Genomic DNA, 18,528 nt, shown 5'->3' on the forward strand with positions numbered 1-18,528 from the left:
GTGCACCCAAAGATGCTGTCGCACAAGCACGGTCGGACATGCGCTGGGGTATTGCCGGGATGATCGGGGTGATCATCGTCCTCGCCGCGTGCGGATTGGTGTACGTCCTCGATGGACGCGCCACTACCTACACCGCGCAACTGCCGGACGCGGGGGCCGTACGCGCCGGTGATGACGTGCGCGTCGCCGGAATGACCGTCGGCGCGGTGAAATCCCTGTCGCTGCTGGCAGATCGGGTCGAGATGACCTTCACCGTCGACCGAGAGGTCTTCGTCGGGGCGCAGTCCAGCCTCGACATTCGAATGCTGACCGTCGTCGGCGGCCACTACGTGGCGTTGCATCCGGCCGGAACCCAATCACTCGGCACCGCAGCCATTCCGGTAACACGCGTTGTGCTGCCCTACAATCTGCCGACCCTGTTCCAGGACGCGATCACCCCACTTCAGGCGATCGACGGGAACACCGTGCGCCGCAACGTCGATGCGATCGCGGCATCGGTCGAGGACAGCCCCGCCTCCCTGCGCGAACTCGTCACCGCGGCAGGCGATGTCGTCGACATCCTGAACGCCCAGAACGCCGATATCTCCCGGACCCTCGCCGTTGCCGATGACTATCTGACCGCGCTCAACACGAGCAAATCAGTGGTTTGGCGGCTGCTCACCTCACTGAATCTGCTGGAGACGATCATCGCCGATCACAATGCTGAAGTCGGTCTCACGCTGCGCACACTCGCCGATGTCCTCTCGCGGATCGCGCCGCTCGGGCGGGCGTGGGATCCGACGCTGCAACCGATGGCACAGGGCCTGGCCGACGCGATCCCGAAGCTCGACGACATCGGAGCCAAACTCAGCGCTCTGCTCGGTTCGGTCAAAGCACTCGGTACCGCGCTCCAGCCGCTGACCACCGAGCCTGGCGGGATGACCATCGATCAGTCGAGCATCACGATTTCGACTGCGGGCCTGTGTGTTCCGGTACCGGGGAGGGATTGCTGATGATCAATCGACTGCTCGGATCCCGTGGATTCCTGTCGCTCACCTTGATCATCGCGCTGGCCGCCGCGGTGATGGTGAGCTACCAACTGGTGAGACCGACACCGAAGATGCGCGCCTACTGCGCGGTCATGCCCGACAGCATCGGCCTGTACAAAGACAGCGCCGTCACCATAATGGGCATCCCGCAGGGCAAGATCACCGCCATCACGCTGAGTGGCACCAAGTCCGCGCGAGTGGATTTCGAAATACCCGCTTCCCGCAAGCTGCCACTCGATGTCGGAGCGACCACAGTGGCGGACACCCTCGTCGCGGACCGCCGCCTGGCGCTCATCGGCGCCGAGCCCACGGGCCCGGGCCGCGACTCCGCGGAATGCATCACCAAGACCGTGACTCCCAAGAGTTTGACCCGAACATTCACCGCCATAGCCGATCTCGCGGACCAACTGAACGGCGCGAAGGATCCCGCACACCCCGGCACCGGCGGCCTGGCCGCGCTCGACGCAGCGACCGTGGGAACCGGCGATCAGATCAATGCGATCATTCGACAGCTCGGTACGGCGCTGAACTCTCCCGACGCCGCGGTCGGACACATCGGAGCATTGCTCGATGCCCTCGCGGCCCTCGCGCACAGCGCCGCCAACGGCTGGGGCGATATCAAGTCCACTGTGATCCGCCTGGCCGAAGCGCTGAGCCAGGTCAAGGACGTCACGCTGCCACCGATCATCACCATCTTCGAAAAACTGCGCGATGTCCTGCCGCCGTTCAACGACCTCACCACCATGTTCGGCGGACCACTGCTGCGCCGCCTCGACGCGGTACCGAATTTGCCCGAGATGATGATCGCCGGCGTCGGGTCCCTGAAAGAAGCCATCGATATGGTCCCCGTCATAACCGCAGCCTTCACCAGCATCGTCGACCCCGCGACCCAGCGGGCAGCGCTGACCTACGCGCCCCCACGGGTCGCCATCCCGCAAACCCAAGCGCCGCAACTATGTTCGGCGATCAACGCCATCACCCCCGGTAGTTGCACCGACACCGGCGATGGGCTGGTTCACGTCCCGCTCGCGCAATTACTGCTCGGATCGGTGGGTACGCGGTGAAGGATCAAAACTCACGGCGAGGTCGGTCCGCCGCACCGACTATCGCAGTTCTCTCGACCGCACTGATTATCGGCGGCTGCGGATTCGACCCGTCCTCGATCCCCGTTCCGGGGACGACCGTCTCTGGCCAGACCTATCCGCTGCACATCCAATTCGCGAATGTGCTGAACCTGCCACCTGGCGCGAAGGTTATCGCCAACGGTGTTCAGGTCGGCGACCTCACCGGCGTGCGAGTGCACGGACCCGGGGACGCCGTCAAGACCGGCTACGTCGTCGCGGACATCACGGTCCAGAGCGCCGTGCAGTTGCCGACGAGCACCACCGCGGAATTGCGTCAGGACACCCCGCTGGGTGATGTTCACATCGCACTGATCACACCACCCGGCAACCCGGGCCCGATGCTGGCCTCCGACGCGACCATCCCGATCGCGCACACCTCGCAGCCACCACAGGTGGAGGGCATCATGGCCGGGCTCGCGACCGCCACAGGCAGCGGCCTGGTCACCAACTTCCAGGACATCATCCGTCAACTCAATGACGTGCTGCCCCGGGATCCGAACGAAATCGCACGCGTATTCGGCGTGCTGGGCGCGAATCTCACCGACGTCGCAGCCAATCTCGGGAGTGTCGATTCCGTGCTCGACGGGCTGGAACTCAATGCGCGGCAGATTGTCGATGACAAGGACATCCTCGGCAAGTTGCTCACCGACTACGGCGTGCAGCACGTGACCGATGTCTTCGGCTCGGTCATCCAGATCATTCTCGTACTGGCCGGACTGGGACCGCTCTCACATCATGCGCTGTGGCTGTCCCCGATGGTCCAGTCCCTCGATGATGCGGCCAAAGCTGTTGTGCCGGTGTTGTTCACCGAATCCCCCCTGGACACGAGCACGCCCTCGAATCTGAACAAACTCATCGACCTTCTGCAACACAAACTCATCCCTTTCACACAGACCGGAGCGAAAATCGATATCACCGGTGTGCGGGTTTCCGGCTCGGGAACCGAATCCATCTCGGCGGCTGAGCAAACCGAGCAGCTCATCCGCATGATGCGCATGATCGGTGTGGTGCGATGAAACCCCGTTCCGCGGTATCCCTGGGTGCGATCCTGCTCGTATTGATCATCGGCCTCGGCTATTTGACCTTCGGTGTGCTCAGATTCGATCCCCTGAAGGACTACACAAACGCGACCGTTCGACTGCCTAGTTCCGGTGGCCTGGTAGTGAATTCACCGATCTTGCTCGCCGGAATACCGGTCGGCAAAGTCACCGCGGTCCGTAAAGCGGCCATCGGGGTCGAAACCGACATTCGTCTCGACAACGCATACCAAGTCCCCGTAGCCAGCACCGTGGCGATCGAGAACCTCTCCGCGCTCGGCGAGGCCTACCTCCAGTTCGCACCCACCGGTACCGGCGGACCGTTCATTGCCGACCATCAGGTTCTCGATCTGCGAAACATCAAGGCACCCATGACGATCCCTCGGATGGCCGTCCGAGTCGTCGAATTGCTCAACGGGGTCGACCCCGCCATCGTTCAGTCCCTGGTCGGTACCGTGAGCACCGCCCTCATCGGCACCGAATCGGTAATGCCGCAACTGCAACGCTCGACCCAACTGCTCGCCGCGACCATCCTGAGCCGCACGACCGCGATCCGGCAACTATTCACTGATCTGCAGACCATGGGCGGCGATCTCGACTGGGCCGGACAATCCCTGAACGACAGCGGTCCATTCCTGGCGTTCTTCGGCCAGCGCGCCGACGAAGCGATCACTGAGGTATCGCAACTGGCCGATCGACGAGATCCACTGGCGTACACCACCGGAGACGGCGTTGTTCCCTTCCTCGGCAATCTCGACGACTTCCTCGGCAGGCTTGGACCCGATCTGACTCCACTGGGGCCCGCGCTGCAACCGCTGCTGCGTGATGCCACCACCTCGGTGCACCGCCTCGACATCAGCGCACTCATTACTCAAGCGCTCAACACCGTCGGCGACGACGGGGCACTGCACCTGCAAGTCGAAATCAAATAGCCACCCGCCGAGAGATCCTCGATCGACAGCCACCCGGAAGGGTCGAACATGAGCACCGTGGTCATCAAAAAAGGGACCGAAAAAGACACTATCGCGACGCAATCGGAGATTCAGGAGTCGGTCCCGGACGCCATGCAATCACCTAGCTTGGCGATCAAGCTCTCGACGCTGATCACCGGCCTGACGATCACGGGTCTGGTCGCGGTCGCCTGCTTGTTCGCTGGTCTGTACTTCTCGGCCGACGGCAAACTGTCCGAGCGCGACGCCCGCGTCGCCGATGCCGACCATGCCGAGCAGACCGCCCTCGATTACGCGGTCGGTGCCTCCACCATCGACTACCGCAACGCGAAGGCATGGTTCGACACACTCGCGGCCAACACCACCCCGCAGTTGGCCGCCAAGTTCGCCGCCACCGCACCACAACTCGAGCAATTGCTGTTGCCACTGCAATGGACGTCGAAGGCCGTCCCGATCAGCGCGGCAGTCACTTCCGAATCGAACGGCATCTACAAGGTCAACGCATTCCTCACCGTGACCTCGACCAGCGCGCAAACACCCGCGGGCACACAAACGACAGTGACCTACGCGCTCACCGTCGATAAGAACTCGGGCTGGAAGATCACCGACGTCGGCGGTCTGGATGGCGCGCTACCGGGAAAGTGACCCGTCAGTCGGACCGTCTGGCTTCTGCAACGGCGGCAGCAGCGCAGCATTCGGATTCATCCATGAATCCGCAGGAATTGGCAACGGTTTCGGCAACCGGACACGGCGAAATCCAGCGGTCTGGCTGATACGTCGTGGACAAGGCGGACGATCAAAACCCCGTTGACCAGCACAGAATTTTTCTCGAGGAACGCTGGGGGACAGTGCGGGACGGGTCCTTGTGGGCTCATAACCCAGAGGTCGCAGGTTCAAATCCTGTCCCCGCTACTAACGAGAGCGGTCCTGAACGGTAGGTTTCAGGACCGCCCTCAACTTTTGTCGAGGTTCTTGGCAACGGATTTGGCAACTCGGCGATAGATCTGGGCCCGCCCGGTGTATGAGAACTGCGAAATGCATTGCTACCAGGTGAGTCTCGGTGGACCCAGCGGAACGGAGCGGGACGGTGAGATCGCTGGGGTGTCAACCCCGCGATCCCGGGGGTATGGGAGCTCGGACGCATTGCCGTTCTGCGCGCCGCCCTGCGTGTCGGATGCCGCACCGCAGTTCTGCAAGCAAAGACAGCGGGCGAATCCCTGCTAGTGCGTGGCAGAGGCCACCTCTCCGGATTTGTTCACGCGGAATCGCCTGCGCGGTAATGGGGTTCAGTTGCGCGGCGGGGTGTGCCGCACGGTGTCAGCCGGTGCACCCGGTATCGCGACGGCAGGCCACGGTGGTGGTTGGTTCGGTCGAGGAATTGTCGAGCAGTGCGGTGAATTCCGCCTCGGTCCGGGCACCTGCGGCGGCGTAGCGCCCGTCGACGATGAAGGTCGGGACAGCGCGAATCCCTGTTCGATGTGCTCGGTCGATTCCTGCGCGCACCTGCGCGGCTCCGGTGGTCCCGGCCAGGACGGCGGCGACCCGGTCGGGATCCAGGCCCGCCGCCGCGGCGATCGCGATGAGGGTGCGTGAATCAGCGATATTTTCGCCTTCGGTGAAGTAGGCGCGTTCGAGAGCCTCGTCGACGGCGGCCTGGGCGGCGGGGCCGCCGTCGCGTCCGGCCAGCCAGACGAGGCGGTGTGCGTCAAAGGTGTTTACCGCCAGCGCCCGATCCAGCCGCATCAATAGGCCCTCCGCGCCGGCGACCTCGGCGACGGCGGCGTGCTCGTCACGAAATCGCGGACCGCCCCGGTGCAGCCAGTACTTCAACAACGGTTGCGGCGTTTCAGGCAGTGCCGGATTGAGTTGAAAAGGAAGGTATTCCACCGCGATGCGATCCGGGTGCGGGAACGTCGCGAGCGCCCGCCGCAACCGCGCCTTGGCGATAAAGCACCAGGGGCAGGAGATATCGGAGACAATTTCGATCTTCATGGTTGGCCTCACGAATCCTTCTGGCGTGTAATCGATCCGGCTACATCGACGCCTGCTGCGGGTGTGGGCCGGTAGAACAGCACGAGTTGCGCCGCACCACCGGCGAGGCCCACCGCCGCGGCGATGGTCAGGCCGGTCCAGCCGGTGAGCAATGGCTGACCGAACAGTAGTTGTTCGGCACTGATCCGCCCTGCGCCGAGGGTGGCGACTACGACGGCTCCGAGTGCGATGAGGAAGTTGTATTCCCAGCCGGAGTTCATGATGAAGAACCCGTTGCGGCGATGCACTGTGACCACCGCTACCAGCATCAGGGCCACGAACGCCGCGGCCGCCGGTGCGGTGAACAGCCCTATCGCCATGCCGATCCCCGCGCTGATCTCGGTCGCGGCGGCCAGCCTCGCATGCAGCAGGCCCGGACGCATTCCCAGCGCTTCGAACCAGGCGGCGTTCCCGGTCAGGCGGCTGCCGAGGAAGATCTTGTGATATCCGTGGGCGACCAATACCGCTCCCAACCCGGCCCGCAACCCCAGCACTGCCACGTCGAAGGCACTCATCGTTCCGCCGTTTTCTGTGTTGATCCGGACATGGTGCCGTGGGTTGGCGGTTGGAGGTCGTAGCGGGCGATGACATCGTCGAGCCAGTCGGGATGGCCATACCTCAGCCCGTAATGGGCGGCCAGGTTGTCGAAGGCCGCGGGATCGGTCTGCTCGGCCACTATCAGTCCGCCGAGTTCGGCGAAGTACTGCTCGAAACCACCGGGAATGATGACCTCGACGATCCGGCCGGGGGTGTCTCCGGCGTTCCACATCGCGTGCATGTGCCCGCGTGGCTTGAGCACGTAGCCGCCGGGTCCGAGGACGGTTTCGTCGTCGCCGGAACGGAACCCGATTTCCCCCTCGAGCACGATGGAGTACTCGTCCTCGCGGCTGTGCAGGTGCGGCGGGGTGATCACGCCGACGGCGAAGGGGTGCTCCACCATCGATACCGCACCGCCGGTGAGGCGGCTGTCGAACTTGAAGTCGGCCCCGAATCCGGGGATCGGCACATGGCGGCCCTCTCCGGGGCGTAGGACAGTGAACGGTGGAACAGTATTGTGCTCCAAGGGTTTTCCCTAAGTTTGTCGGTGTCCGAGGGCCGCGCGAGCGAGTGCTGCGGCTATCGGCGCATTCGGTCAGGATGTGTGGTCGAGGGGCGTCGACTCGGTAGTGATGATGTCCGCACCTGCGGTGAGGGTGCGGTGGACCGGGCATCCATTGGCGATCTCGATCAGCCGCTGGCGCTGCATGGTGTCAAGGTCGCCGTCGAGTCGAATGTCTCGGCTGATCTGATCGACTCGGCTGTGCTGGCCGGTGGCGGCGGTATCTCGGTGGTGGCGCAGGCTGACGGTGACCTGCTCGAGCGGCCAGCGTTTGCGGTCGGCGTACATGCGGACCGTCATCGACGTGCACGCGCCGAGGGCGGCCAGCAGCAGTTCGTAGGGGCCGGGACCTGCGCCGCCGCCAGCGGGTGCGGGCTCATCGGCGATCAGTGTGTGGTCACCGACTCGGATGAGCTGCCCATATGGGCCCTCCCCGTTTTCGGCCACCATGACTACCGCGCCGCCAGGCACCGGTATGGCGGTCGGCGTCTCTGGTTGGTCGCCCGTGGCATGCAGTGCGGACATTTGGTCTCCTCGGATCAGGTATGAAGGGGTCCAGGTCGTTGTCCTCGCGCGCACAGCGCCGGGCACGTATCGATCGGCGCTGTGCAGCAGCTGCCGTCCATGGCCAGGAACAACGAACCGGATCTGAGTGAATGGATGTTGCCGGGCAGGATCCCTCCTGCCCGGCCTACTGGTGCGGCCTGCGGGTCAGCAGGTGCCCTGGTATGCCTGCTCGATGAGGTCGACGACCACATCGGGGTGGCTGATCATGATCGCGTGGGAGGAATCGACCTCGCTGATGTGGGCACCGGCTCGCTCGGCCATGAAACGTTCCAGGCTGGGTGCGATGGCGTGGTCCTTGGTCGCGACCAGTGCCCAGGACGGGAGAGTCTTCCATCCGGCCGTCGTGGCCGGCTCCCCGAATGCTTCGGCGGCCACCGGCCGCTGTGAGATCGCCATGAATGCGGCGGTGGAAGCGTCCACGTCGGCGGCGAAGGCGGTCGCGAACTGGGCGTGGTCCAGCCACACCTCGGTGCCGGTGGAGCCGTCGGGGCGGGTGTACTGGAACACCTGCTGCGGCAGCGGCGGCACCGAGGCATCCGGATACTGCTCGAGCAGTCCACCCAGCGCTTCACCCTCGTCGGGAGCGAAGGCGGCGATATAAACCAGTGCCTTCACCTGCGCGATCGCGGAGGCGGCGTTGGTGATGACCGCACCGGCGTAGGAGTGCCCGACCAGGATCTTCGGGCCCTCGATGCCCGCCAGGAGGCCCTGCAGATAGGCGGTGTCGTAGGCCAGCCCACGCAGCGGGTTGGGTACCGCGATGACTGGGAAGCCTCGCCGGTGCAGCCGCGCCGAGACCGCCGCCCAGCCCGACGCGTCGGCGAACGCGCCGTGCACCAGCACGATCGTCGGCTTCGGCTGCCCGTCGGTGTCTCGCTCTTCGGCGTGTGTGCCCGGCACCAGGGAGGTCAGCGCCGCTGCGATCGAAGCTGCGATAGCGGAGGTACGACCTGTGTGTTCGTGGCTGCTCATGTGCTCTCTTTCGTAAGGTGGGGCCACTCTGGCCCGGAGTCACCAAACGATCACCGATCGGACTGAAGCCGATCTCGAGATCCACTCAACGCAGATGCGTGCCGGTCACACGAGCGCTGGACCGAGGTGTGCGCCGCAGGCATCGGCCAGTGCCTGCGCTCTGACGCGCACGTCCTCGGCGCGTTGCCGATCACCAGCGCGGGAGCAGGCTGCCGCCTGGTCGATCAGGGCTGGTAGCAGTTCGTCGCGGGCGTCGCTCTGGGACAGGAACTCGACTGCCTTGTGTAGCAAGCGGACTCGGTCATGTTCGGGCGAGGCCAGGGCCACCGCCCGCCAGGCTCGCCCGAGAGTGGCGGGCGTGTCCCACCGCTGTGCCAGCTCGAGTTCGGTGTGCGCCAACGGCATTGCCCGCTCGTAGTCACCGATTCTGGCCAGTTCCATCGCTGCCGAGCTGCGCCAGGGAATCGACCCGGGATTGACGCCACCCCAGGCCGCGGCGCGGCGGCCGCAATCGAGGAAATGCGCCGCAGCTGTGGCGGCATCGCCGCGGGCGGAGCTGATCAGCCCGCGCACATTCTGAACCATGAGCCATTCCCAGGTTTGCGGGTTGGCGTTGTGGACGGCGTGGTCGAGCCAGCGTTCGGCCTCCTCGACCCGGCCGAGACCGAGCAGGCATTGGGAGTACTGGGAAATGAGCGCGGCGGGGCTCCCGGCGGTGGCTCCGGGTGGTGATTCGATCTCGATCCCGCTCTCCCGCAATGCTTCCCGATACTGTCCTCGGCGTCGCAGTACCGCGGTGCGGAATATCCGCCGGTACACATCGACGGCGCCGAAATGCCGGTCGTCCGCTTCGGTGCTCAGTTGCCACACCAATTCGTTGTCACCCGCCCACAGCGCGAGTTGTGCGATGCCGCCGACCATTTCGCGGGGCAGTCCGTGCCATGTCCGATCGTCGTGCCATTCCCTTGGGAAGAGTTCGAATGTTTCGCGTGCGCTCCGGCACACCACGTTCGCATCGGCCGTGGCGAGCACGATCCGCCGGATCGGATCCAGCTCCGGAGTGTCGCTCGACCGCAGTTGCCGCGTGAACGCGGCCCACGTTTCCGGGGCCAGGATGGCCACCATCCACGTCGATGCGTGCAAGGTTCGGGCAGTTGCCGGATCGCGCGCCTCGGTTTCCGCGAGTACCTCGTTCAGCAGGACGGTGGCCGCGTCGATGTGTCGCCGCGACACCATGGTCCAGACCAGGGGAATCAATGCGGTCGGCGCGACGCCGCGAGCCCGCTGATCAGACAGCGCCTCGTGCAGATGAGACTGTGCCGCAATTGGATTCGTCAACTGTTCGAGTCGTCCGAGTCGTATCAGAATCTGGTCGCGATCGGTCGCGGCAGCGATGCGCAGGGCGATCTCCAGATTCCCGATGGCCTCGGAAACCGCGTTGCGGCGCAAGCATTCCTCAGCGGCCTCGAGCAGGACCGGGACCCAGCGAGACCATGCCGTGCCGGTCAGATCCCGCAGGTATGTCGCGACCCGGCGTGCACCGGCACCCGACACCAGCGCTCGAGCGGCCGCCGCCACGCGCATGCGGGAGAGCGCATCAGGTTCGCATTGCCGTTGGATCGTGCTGGCCGCCAAGCCATGTCGATAGGCCGGCGGATCCGAGGTGGCGAAGATCCCAGCGGTGGTGAGTAATTCGCATCGATGCCGGGTCTGGCTCTCGGGCTCGCCGATGGCGGCGGCAAGCTCGGCCACGGTTGGCAAGCTTCCATCCAAGGCCGCGAGCGCGTGCAACGTGGTACGCATCGGCGTCGAATTCCGGCTCAATTGACGGCGCAGAGCGCGCGCATAGCACCCGTCGGGAAGATAGTCCGGTACCCCCTGCGGGTCCGGGAAGGTAGCCATATCGGTGATCAACGCATCGACCAGCCGTGGCACACCGGCCGTCGCATCCAGGATCTGCGCGGCGAGTGCGTCCGGGCAGTCTTTGCCTGTCACCCGGGCGACAGCGGCGGCGACGGCCGCCGGGCCGAGCACACCGAGGCGCAACACAGTGCCCGCCGCGCGCTCGAGCGCGGTGTGCGGTTCCACCTGCTGCGCGTCCCACGGACGATCGTCGAGAGTCAGCACGACCAGAGTGCGGGTCGCCCGCAATTGCGGCGCCAACTCGATCAGCAGTCGCAAAGACTCAGGGTCGGCCTTGTCCGCGTCGTCGATCACCACCAGCACGGGTTCGCCGAGGGTTGTCAGCACATCGGTGAGTTGTGTGGCCGCTCGTCGGTCTTCGTGCGCGGTGTTTACTGCGGGACCGGTAGTGCGAGGGGTTCCCAGAGCGCTGACAATGTCTGCGGCAAGACTGAATCGAATATCCGCCCGGCTCGGGGACACTTCGAGCAGGACACAGCGCATCGCTGGTGTGCGTCGTATAAGTTCTTGCGCCAGTGCGGTTTTGCCGTAACCGGGGTGACCGGAAATCACCACCATCCCACCGTGCGATGCGACCGCCGCCTTCGCCGCGGCGAGCATCCGTGCGAGCTCCCGTTCTCGGTCGTGCAACGTCGCGTACTCCGTGCCGTGCGAAGCGGGAGTTTTGGTCGTCTCCGAGTAGGTGACACCTTCCAGATCGCCGGAAAGGATGCCGTCGTGCAGCTCACGTAGCTCGGGTCCGGGCTCCACACCCAGTTCGGTGACCAGCACGCGCCGAGTCTTCGAATACAACTCCAGCGCATCGGATTGGCGTCCGCCCGCGTGCAGCGCTCTCATCAACAGTCCGCGGGGACGCTCACGCAGTGGATGCTCGGCGATCAACACCCGCAGCTGGTCGACCACCTGCTCGGCTCGTCCCATCCGGATGCCGACATCGAGGCTGTCCTCGAGCACCGCGAGCCTGCGCTCGGTCAGCGCATCCCGCTGCCGTGCCGCATGGGGACCGGGAATACCACTCAGCGCGGCACCGGAATACAGCTGCAACGCGCGCTCGTAGCAGTGCTGCGCGCGCTCCCAGGCACCGGCTTCGCGAGCCTGGACGGCCTCGGCCACCAATCGATCGAAGATGCCCAGATCGAGCTGATCGTCATCGATGACGAGCCGATACCCACCGTGCCCGGACTGAAGTAGCGCAGACGGTGTCCGTGGAACCCAATCCTGCTCCAGGATCCGCCGCAGCGCCGACACATACGTGTGTATGACCGCAACACCGCTGGCGGGGGGCTCCTCGTCGTAGAGCGCGTCGAGCAAACTCTGCGCCGAAACCCAACGGCGGCGATGAAAAGCCAAGGCGCACAACACCGCTCCGCGCTGCGGTGCTCCGAGTGGCAGCAGTTCCCCGGCGCGATGCACCTCTACACCATTGAGCAGCGTCAACCGCAACTGTGCGGCGGCGTGCCCACCATGGGCCCTGTCATCCACTCGTTCCCCCACGACCATTAGCTGAAATGTAGCGCCGCAAGCGTAAACCGAAAGCCCTCCCGCGTCTCGGGGGGACGCTCCCCGGTCGCCGCGATATCCCTCGGCAATGGCTGAGCCAATCTGCGCGCATTGCCCTCGAGCAGGTCGTTCGGCGAACCTCGAGCGAACCTCGAGAACCCGTGCACAGGCTGCACGTCGAACCAGCAACCCGACGGCGAAAGCCGGATCAACGGAGGACATTTCATGAACCACAGCGTTGCCCGAAAAATGCGGCGGCCGAACTTCCCGCGGGTCGGTGCGGTGCTCGGCGCCCTCGCATTGACCGCGGGCCTGGCAGCCACGAGTGCCTGTACGTCCGCGGGTTCCTCCCACGCCGATCAGCCCGCCCGGGAGAAGCCCTCGATCCTGCTGGTCCACGGCGCGTTCGTGGACGGCTCGAGTTGGCACGACGTCGCCGCCAAGCTGCAGCGCGATGGCTATGACGTGACAGTCGCGGCTGTGCCGTTGCGTGGACTCACCTACGACTCGGCCTACGTCAAGAGCCTGCTCGACACAATGCCGCGCAAGACCATCCTGGTCGGGCACTCCTACGGCGGCGCGGTCATCACCAACGCGGCCACCGGCTCGCCCAAGGCAGCCGGGCTGGTATACGTGGCGGCATTCGTACCGGACGAAGGGGAGGCGCTCGGCGCGATAGATCAGCGCTACAACGGCCCGGCCAGCAAGATCGGCGTGCCACGCGAGTACCCCCTCCCGGCGGGGACGCAGAAGTCCGAGACCGAACCAGGCGTCGAACTGAGCGTCGATCCGGCCAAGTTCCACGAATACTTCGCCCCGGATCTCCCGGCCGACAAGGCCGCCGTACTGGCCGCCGCCCAGCGGCCGATCGCGGCGAGTGCGTTCGCGCAAGCCTCCGGTGTCCCGGCCTGGAAGACGCTGCCCACCTGGGATCTGATCACTCGCGACGACAAGATGATCCCGCCGGATGGACAGCGGGCGATGGCCACGCGCGCCCACGCGACCATCACAGAGGTGTCGGCCAGTCACGCCGTCACCCTCTCCCAGCCCGACGAGGTAACCAAGGTCATCGAGACCGCCGCGAACACAGTCCAGCCGTAGCCATGTGGTCCGGGGAGCTGATGTCACGTCCTTGGACCCGACGAGGTGATTACGGTGGAATGGTCTGCCGCACTCCGTTGTTGGTGGCGCGCCCGAATTCCGCGCTGGAGGTCGCGGGTGTCATTCGACACGCCGCGGCCGACGGGGCCGTGTCGGTTGTGGTGCGGGGTTGTGCGGCATTCCACCCGATGGGATTGACCGATGGGATCGCTCTCGCTCTGCGCGGCATGACTGGCGTGCGTCAGGTGAGCGAGAACCGTGTCATCGTGGACGCGGGGTCGGCCTGGCGGAAGGTGCCGGAGGCGACGCTGCTGTACAGGCGGATGCCTCCGGTGCTGACCGCCTACCTCGATCTGACTGTTGGTGGGACGGTCTCGGTCTACCGGGATCGGAGGTGCGTCGCAGATTCCGTGCGCGCGGCCGGTCGCACTGTCTCACGAGTCGTGCGTGGCCAGGCTGATTGTCGGTCCGGTCCGGCGGTTCCAACGTCGAGCGCGGGGGCGGCAGAGGGCGACCAACCGGTGAAGCTCCGGTGTGATGAGCGGGTTGCCGTGTTGGACGAGTTGCTGTAGGAGCGTATGGGCGGCCCGATCGAGGGCGATGTCGTGCGGTGCGAGGTCAGCGGCGCGTGCGAGCGCGAAGGTCGCGGCGACGTCGTCGCCGTGTCGCTCATAGATCGAGGCCAGCGTCACGAAGAACTCGATGCGGCCGGTGAGGTGGTAGCCGCCGGTGAGCGTGGTTCCGGTCGCGATGCGCAGGGCGTCGGCGATATGGTTGCGCCGCAACGCGATATCGATTCGCGCGAGATTTATCGTCGTGGGGCCGAAGACGATTCCGTACGCCTGGCTATCTCTATTCATGTCCTGGGCAATCCGCGCGGCGCGGTCCAATAGCTCGGCTGCCGCAGCCGATTCGGCGTTGTGCGCGGCCGCGTCGGCGGCCAGGAGATACAACGCACCCCGCAGGGTGTTCGCGTCGGCCGAGTTCGCGGTCTTCCCGAGGTGGGCGATTTGGTCGAGCGCGCTGCGGTAGCAATCGGCGGGCTGTCCGAGGTGCAGTAGCGCCCACCCGATGTGCCACGCACTTGCTGCCAGCGTCTCCGGCCGATCGAGTCGGCACGCACAACCCATGGCTCGATCCGCGGCGGTCCAGCCCAGGCTGTAGGCGCCCAGCGCGCCCAGCATGTGATGACTCAGATGATAAGTGCGCATGAGCAATTCGTCGTTCGCCGTTGTGCGGCTCCGCCACTGGGTGCGCCGGACCGACCCCAGGAGGCCGGGTAGCCGGTGATGCAGTTGATCGTAGCGATGTGGCGACCTGTGCCAGATCTGCTGGCACTCCTCGAGTTCGGGGAGCAGGCCACCGGTACTCGTCGGCTCCGCGGGCATGGCGGCGCCGGCGGTGACGAAGGAGCGATCGAGCATGACCTGCTGGAAGGCGCTCACGATCTCCTGCCCGGGCAGGAGATCGTGAGCTGTCCTGGAATCCGGAAAATCGATGAGCTCGTTGACATCGTCGATGCGCAGCGCATCGGCGAGACGCATGAGCGTTTCGATGCTATCGAGGCGGCGCCGGCCTGATTCGACCAGGCGAAGCCACTCCTCACTGCGGCCGACCAATTGTGCCAGGACTTTGCGTGAGAGGCCGCGTTGCTGTCTGCGAAGGGTGATGCGGGCGCCGGTGCCGATACCGGCGGGTTCGGGAGCGAGTGTGTCGAACATGGCGAGGACCCCAATCGCCTGGTGCTGATCCGATGGACTGCTCGAGTTCCATGGTAGGCGCGCCTAAGTTCGGTGATCGCGGTTTGACGAAAGCAACAGCTTCGCTATCGGCACCCGGCAGCGATCCAACGAAAGTTGGGCGTGATGAATCCAACCTGTCTGGGGCATGACCGTCGTTTCCGGTCACATCATTGGTTGCACGGCACCTGCTCGGCGGTTTTCGGAGGATGTACCCATATCGGTGGCCACTTCTCGTACGCGACAAGTGCTTTCGACCGCTTTCCGAATTGCCGCGGCGGGCCGCCCTCGGTCGAGCCGATGAGATCTGGAGGGTATGCGATGCGGACTGGTGTGAATTCATCTCGTGCGAAGCGAGTCAGCGACCCAGGTGATGAGATCGCCGTGATCGGGATGAGTGGCCGTTTCCCGGGGGCGCCCGATCCCGCGGCGCTGTGGCGGCTGCTGCGTGAAGGGCGTGAGGCGGTCGCCGAAGCGCCCGCCGATCGAGGCTGGTTGCACGATCTGCATGGCCCGGTGCGCAGTCCGGGCAAGGTGGCCAGCAATCGGCTCGGCGCACTGTCCGGCATCGAGATGTTCGATGCCGGATTCTTCGGTCTCTCACCGCGCGAAGCGCATCGGATGGATCCGCAGATCCGAGCACTGCTCGAAACTGCCTATGAGGCAATGGAAAACGCCGGTGTGCCGCCCGATCTGGCCGCCACGGAGACGGTCGGGGTGTTCGTCGGCTCGGCCTACAGCGATTATTGGACTCGACAACTCGGAGACCTCGACGGCCTCGATATGTACTCCGAGGTCGGCAACAGCCGCGCTTTCCTGTCCGGCCGGCTGTCCTATGTCTTCGATCTGCGCGGACCCTCGATCACCCTCGACACCGCTTGCTCGTCCTCGCTGGCGGCCGTGCATCTGGCGTGCCAGAGCCTGCGGATGGGCGAGAGCGACCTGGCGCTGGCGGGTGGCAGCAATCTGATTCTGGCCCCCTACAACACGATTACGTTCTCCTCGGCAGGAGCGCACTCCGGCGACGGCCGCTGCAAATTCGGTGATACGCGGGCCGACGGCTATGTGCGTGGCGACGCCGTCGGGCTGGTCTTGCTCAAGCCGCTCGCCCGGGCTGTTGCCGATGGAGACCGCATCAGGGCGGTCATCCTCGGCAGCGCCAGTACCAACAATGGATTCACCGGTCTGGGTATCGTGGCGCCCAGCCTGAGCCGTCAGGAGCAAACCCTGCGGGCGGCCTATGCCGATGCCGGAATCGACCCTCGCGCGGTGCATTTCGTGGAGGCGCACGGAACCGGTACCGTCGCGGGCGACGCCGCGGAACTGGGTGCGCTGGCCACGGTGCTCGCCGGACGACCGGCGGGAGCGCCGCCGGTTCCGGTCGGTTCGGCGAAATCCAATCTCGGTCACACCGAGGGCGCAGCGGGTATCACCGGTCTCATCAAAACGATCCTGTGCCTGGAGAATCGGACGGTTCCGCCGAGTTTGCATGTGCGAGAACTCAATACGTCCATCGACTGGAGTACCGCCCCGATCACGATACCCGTGACGAACACTCCGCTGCCGAGTGGTGACGACCCGATTATCGCCGGGGTCAACGGGTTCGGAGCCGCCGGCTCGAATGTTCATCTGGTCGTGTCCTCCGCCCCACCCCCCGCCCCGCTCGGGACCGGACCTGCCGCCGGCCGAACCGAAGTGCTCACCCTGTCCGCCCGCACCGAACAGGCGCTGCGCGAGCTGGCCGGTACCTATCGAGGCGTGTTGACCGAAAGCCGTCTCGCCGACCAGGAGGTCGCCGGCTTGTGCGCCGGAGCCGCTCGCGGCCGACAGCATTGGGAGTATCGGCTGGCGGTGACCGCCGAGTCCGCCGAGCATATGGCGAAGGATCTGTCGGCCTTCATCGAGGGTGGCAGTACGGTCCGAACCCATTCCACCGCAAAGGATTCCGACACGGCACCGCGCACCGTCTTCGTCGTGCCCGGACAGGGTTCGCAGTGGCCCGCTATGGGGCGTGAGCTGCTGGCGGACTGCGAACCCTTCCGAGCGGCGCTGCAAGCCTGCGATGAGGTGCTGATCGATCGCATCGGCTGGTCGGTGCGATCGGCGATCGAGGGCGACGACCCGACCTGGACCTCGAGCACCCGGCTCGTGCAGCCCGCGCTCTGGGCCATGGCCATTGCGCTGACCCGCACCTGGCAGGCGTGGGGCATCACTCCGGACGCCGTACTCGGGCAGAGTCAGGGCGAGATCGCCGCCGCGCATATCGCCGGCGCGCTGACTCTCGAGCAATCCGGGTTACTGGTCTGTACGCGAGCCGAACTCGCCACCGAGCTGTGCCCGCCGGGAGCGATGGCACGGGTGGAGCTGCCCGTGGATCAGATCCCCGCGCTGCTCGCCGAATCACAGAGTCATGCGCAGATCGCGGTCCACAACAGCCCGAGCTCCACCGTGCTGGCGGGATCGCGACAGGAGATCGAACGCATCGAGCGCAGCTGTGAACTCCGGCGCATCGACTGCCAGCGAATTTCGGTGGACTATGCCGCGCACAGCTCGATGGTCGACCCGGTTCGCGAGCCATTGCTGCACCGGCTCAACCCCTTTCGCCCAACCGCCACCACGGTGCCGATGTGGTCGACCGTCACAGGCGCGCCGATCCGCGGCGATGAACTCGACCTCGACTACTGGTGGCGAAACCTGCGCGAACCCGTCCTGCTGGCCCCGACATTGCGGGCCGTACTGGAGGCCGGGGCCGCGACGTTCATCCAGGTATCGCCGCATCCACTGCTGACCGCGGCGATCGAGGAAACCGCAACCGAGTGCGGCGGCCGGGCTACCGCGCTGGCGTCGCTGCGCCGGGGTCGCCCCGAACGCGCCACCCTGCTCGACACACTGGCCGTCCTGTACGCCCAAGGCCGCCAGTTGAACTGGGCGGAAATCTACGCCGATACCGCCCGCGCGTTCGAGCTGCCCCGATACCCGTGGCAGCGCGGCGAATTCTGGCATCAGAGCGCCAATTGCCCATGGCCGCCATTCGGTGCGCGGTCCCACTCCGCCGACCCCCCGAAGGACGTCATGGCTTCCACCTCCACTCCGGCGACAGCACCCACCCGCGAGGCGGCCGTGACCGAATCCGCATCGAACGGAGCCGAACGACCGCGAATTCGCTTGGATCAGCACCGGCACCGCTTCCTGCTCGATCATCAGGTCGATGGTCATCCGGTGCTGCCCGGCGCCGCTCTGATCGATCTGCTGCTCGGGGCTGCCGAGAGCGCGGCACAGGAGATCGTGCTCGGCGATATCCGGTTCACCGCGATGCTGCCGATCACCGCGGAAACCCTGGCCGCCACCGAATTCCGCGTGACGCTCGGTGCGGACGCGGCCCGGCGGTTCGAGGTGTCCAGCCGAAACGGATCCGACGACTGGACAATTCATGCCCGCTCGGCATCGACGCGGAATC

13 protein-coding genes and 2 pseudogenes are annotated in these 18,528 nt (G+C 65.6%); 8 read left to right on the forward strand and 7 right to left on the reverse strand.

The annotated features are described in order from the left end of the window. Positions 1 to 38 precede the first annotated feature (38 nt). From OG300_RS05455 to OG300_RS05475, 5 genes are read left to right on the forward strand one after another with little or no spacing between them, the layout of a single operon-like run. A complete protein-coding gene (locus OG300_RS05455; protein ID WP_405492766.1) occupies positions 39 to 992 on the forward strand; it encodes an MlaD family protein in 954 nt (317 codons plus the stop codon). Beyond that, positions 992 to 2,092: an MlaD family protein gene (locus tag OG300_RS05460; RefSeq protein WP_405492768.1), complete on the forward strand. Its 1,101-nt coding sequence runs from the start codon at positions 992 to 994 to the stop codon at positions 2,090 to 2,092. The genes OG300_RS05455 and OG300_RS05460 overlap by 1 nt, the downstream gene beginning before the upstream one ends. After that, positions 2,089 to 3,168 carry an MlaD family protein gene (locus tag OG300_RS05465; protein ID WP_405492770.1) on the forward strand — a complete coding sequence of 360 codons (1,080 nt, stop codon included), beginning with the start codon at positions 2,089 to 2,091 and terminating at the stop codon, positions 3,166 to 3,168. Before OG300_RS05460 ends, OG300_RS05465 begins: the two co-directional genes overlap by 4 nt. Next, complete coding sequence (locus tag OG300_RS05470) at positions 3,165 to 4,121, forward strand: MlaD family protein (RefSeq protein ID WP_405492772.1); 957 nt, start codon at positions 3,165 to 3,167, stop codon at positions 4,119 to 4,121. Before OG300_RS05465 ends, OG300_RS05470 begins: the two co-directional genes overlap by 4 nt. A gap of 48 nt (positions 4,122 to 4,169) precedes the next feature. After that, entirely contained in the window at positions 4,170 to 4,784 is a 615-nt protein-coding gene (locus OG300_RS05475; protein WP_405492774.1) for a hypothetical protein, read from the forward strand. A gap of 672 nt (positions 4,785 to 5,456) precedes the next feature. On the opposite strand, the gene OG300_RS05480 is transcribed toward OG300_RS05475, so the two are convergent. From OG300_RS05480 to OG300_RS05505, 6 genes are all read right to left on the reverse strand, one after another. Beyond that, positions 5,457 to 6,131 (reverse strand): DsbA family oxidoreductase, encoded by a 675-nt coding sequence (locus OG300_RS05480; protein WP_405492776.1) that lies wholly within the window; start codon positions 6,129 to 6,131, stop codon positions 5,457 to 5,459. Between the two features lie 8 nt (positions 6,132 to 6,139). Further along, a complete protein-coding gene (locus OG300_RS05485) occupies positions 6,140 to 6,685 on the reverse strand; it encodes a DoxX family protein (RefSeq protein WP_405492778.1) in 546 nt (181 codons plus the stop codon). Beyond that, entirely contained in the window at positions 6,682 to 7,176 is a 495-nt protein-coding gene (locus OG300_RS05490; protein WP_405492780.1) for a cupin domain-containing protein, read from the reverse strand. Before OG300_RS05490 ends, OG300_RS05485 begins: the two co-directional genes overlap by 4 nt. 126 nt (positions 7,177 to 7,302) lie before the next feature. Further along, entirely contained in the window at positions 7,303 to 7,794 is a 492-nt protein-coding gene (locus OG300_RS05495; RefSeq protein WP_405492782.1) for an OsmC family protein, read from the reverse strand. A 186-nt stretch (positions 7,795 to 7,980) separates the two neighbouring features. Next, entirely contained in the window at positions 7,981 to 8,808 is an 828-nt protein-coding gene (locus OG300_RS05500; RefSeq protein ID WP_405492784.1) for an alpha/beta fold hydrolase, read from the reverse strand. A gap of 105 nt (positions 8,809 to 8,913) precedes the next feature. Continuing rightward, a complete protein-coding gene (locus tag OG300_RS05505; RefSeq protein WP_405492786.1) occupies positions 8,914 to 12,213 on the reverse strand; it encodes a BTAD domain-containing putative transcriptional regulator in 3,300 nt (1,099 codons plus the stop codon). 243 nt (positions 12,214 to 12,456) lie between these two features. On the opposite strand from OG300_RS05505, the gene OG300_RS05510 reads away from it, so the two are divergent. Together OG300_RS05510 and OG300_RS05515 are read left to right on the forward strand one after the other, a co-directional pair. Then, positions 12,457 to 13,332 (forward strand): alpha/beta fold hydrolase, encoded by an 876-nt coding sequence (locus tag OG300_RS05510; protein WP_405492788.1) that lies wholly within the window; start codon positions 12,457 to 12,459, stop codon positions 13,330 to 13,332. A 59-nt stretch (positions 13,333 to 13,391) separates the two neighbouring features. After that, positions 13,392 to 13,904: an FAD-binding protein gene (locus tag OG300_RS05515; protein WP_405498484.1), complete on the forward strand. Its 513-nt coding sequence runs from the start codon at positions 13,392 to 13,394 to the stop codon at positions 13,902 to 13,904. 948 nt (positions 13,905 to 14,852) lie between these two features. Here the strand turns inward: OG300_RS05515 and OG300_RS05520 are convergent. After that, positions 14,853 to 15,053 (reverse strand): annotated as a pseudogene (locus tag OG300_RS05520) (multiprotein-bridging factor 1 family protein); the annotation flags it as partial. A gap of 339 nt (positions 15,054 to 15,392) precedes the next feature. On the opposite strand from OG300_RS05520, the pseudogene OG300_RS05525 reads away from it, so the two are divergent. Further along, positions 15,393 to 18,464 (forward strand): annotated as a pseudogene (locus tag OG300_RS05525) (type I polyketide synthase); the annotation flags it as partial. Between the last annotated feature and the right edge of the window lie 64 nt (positions 18,465 to 18,528).

It is taken from the genome of Nocardia sp. NBC_00511 (assembly GCF_045161165.1).
GTDB lineage: Bacteria > Actinomycetota > Actinomycetes > Mycobacteriales > Mycobacteriaceae > Nocardia.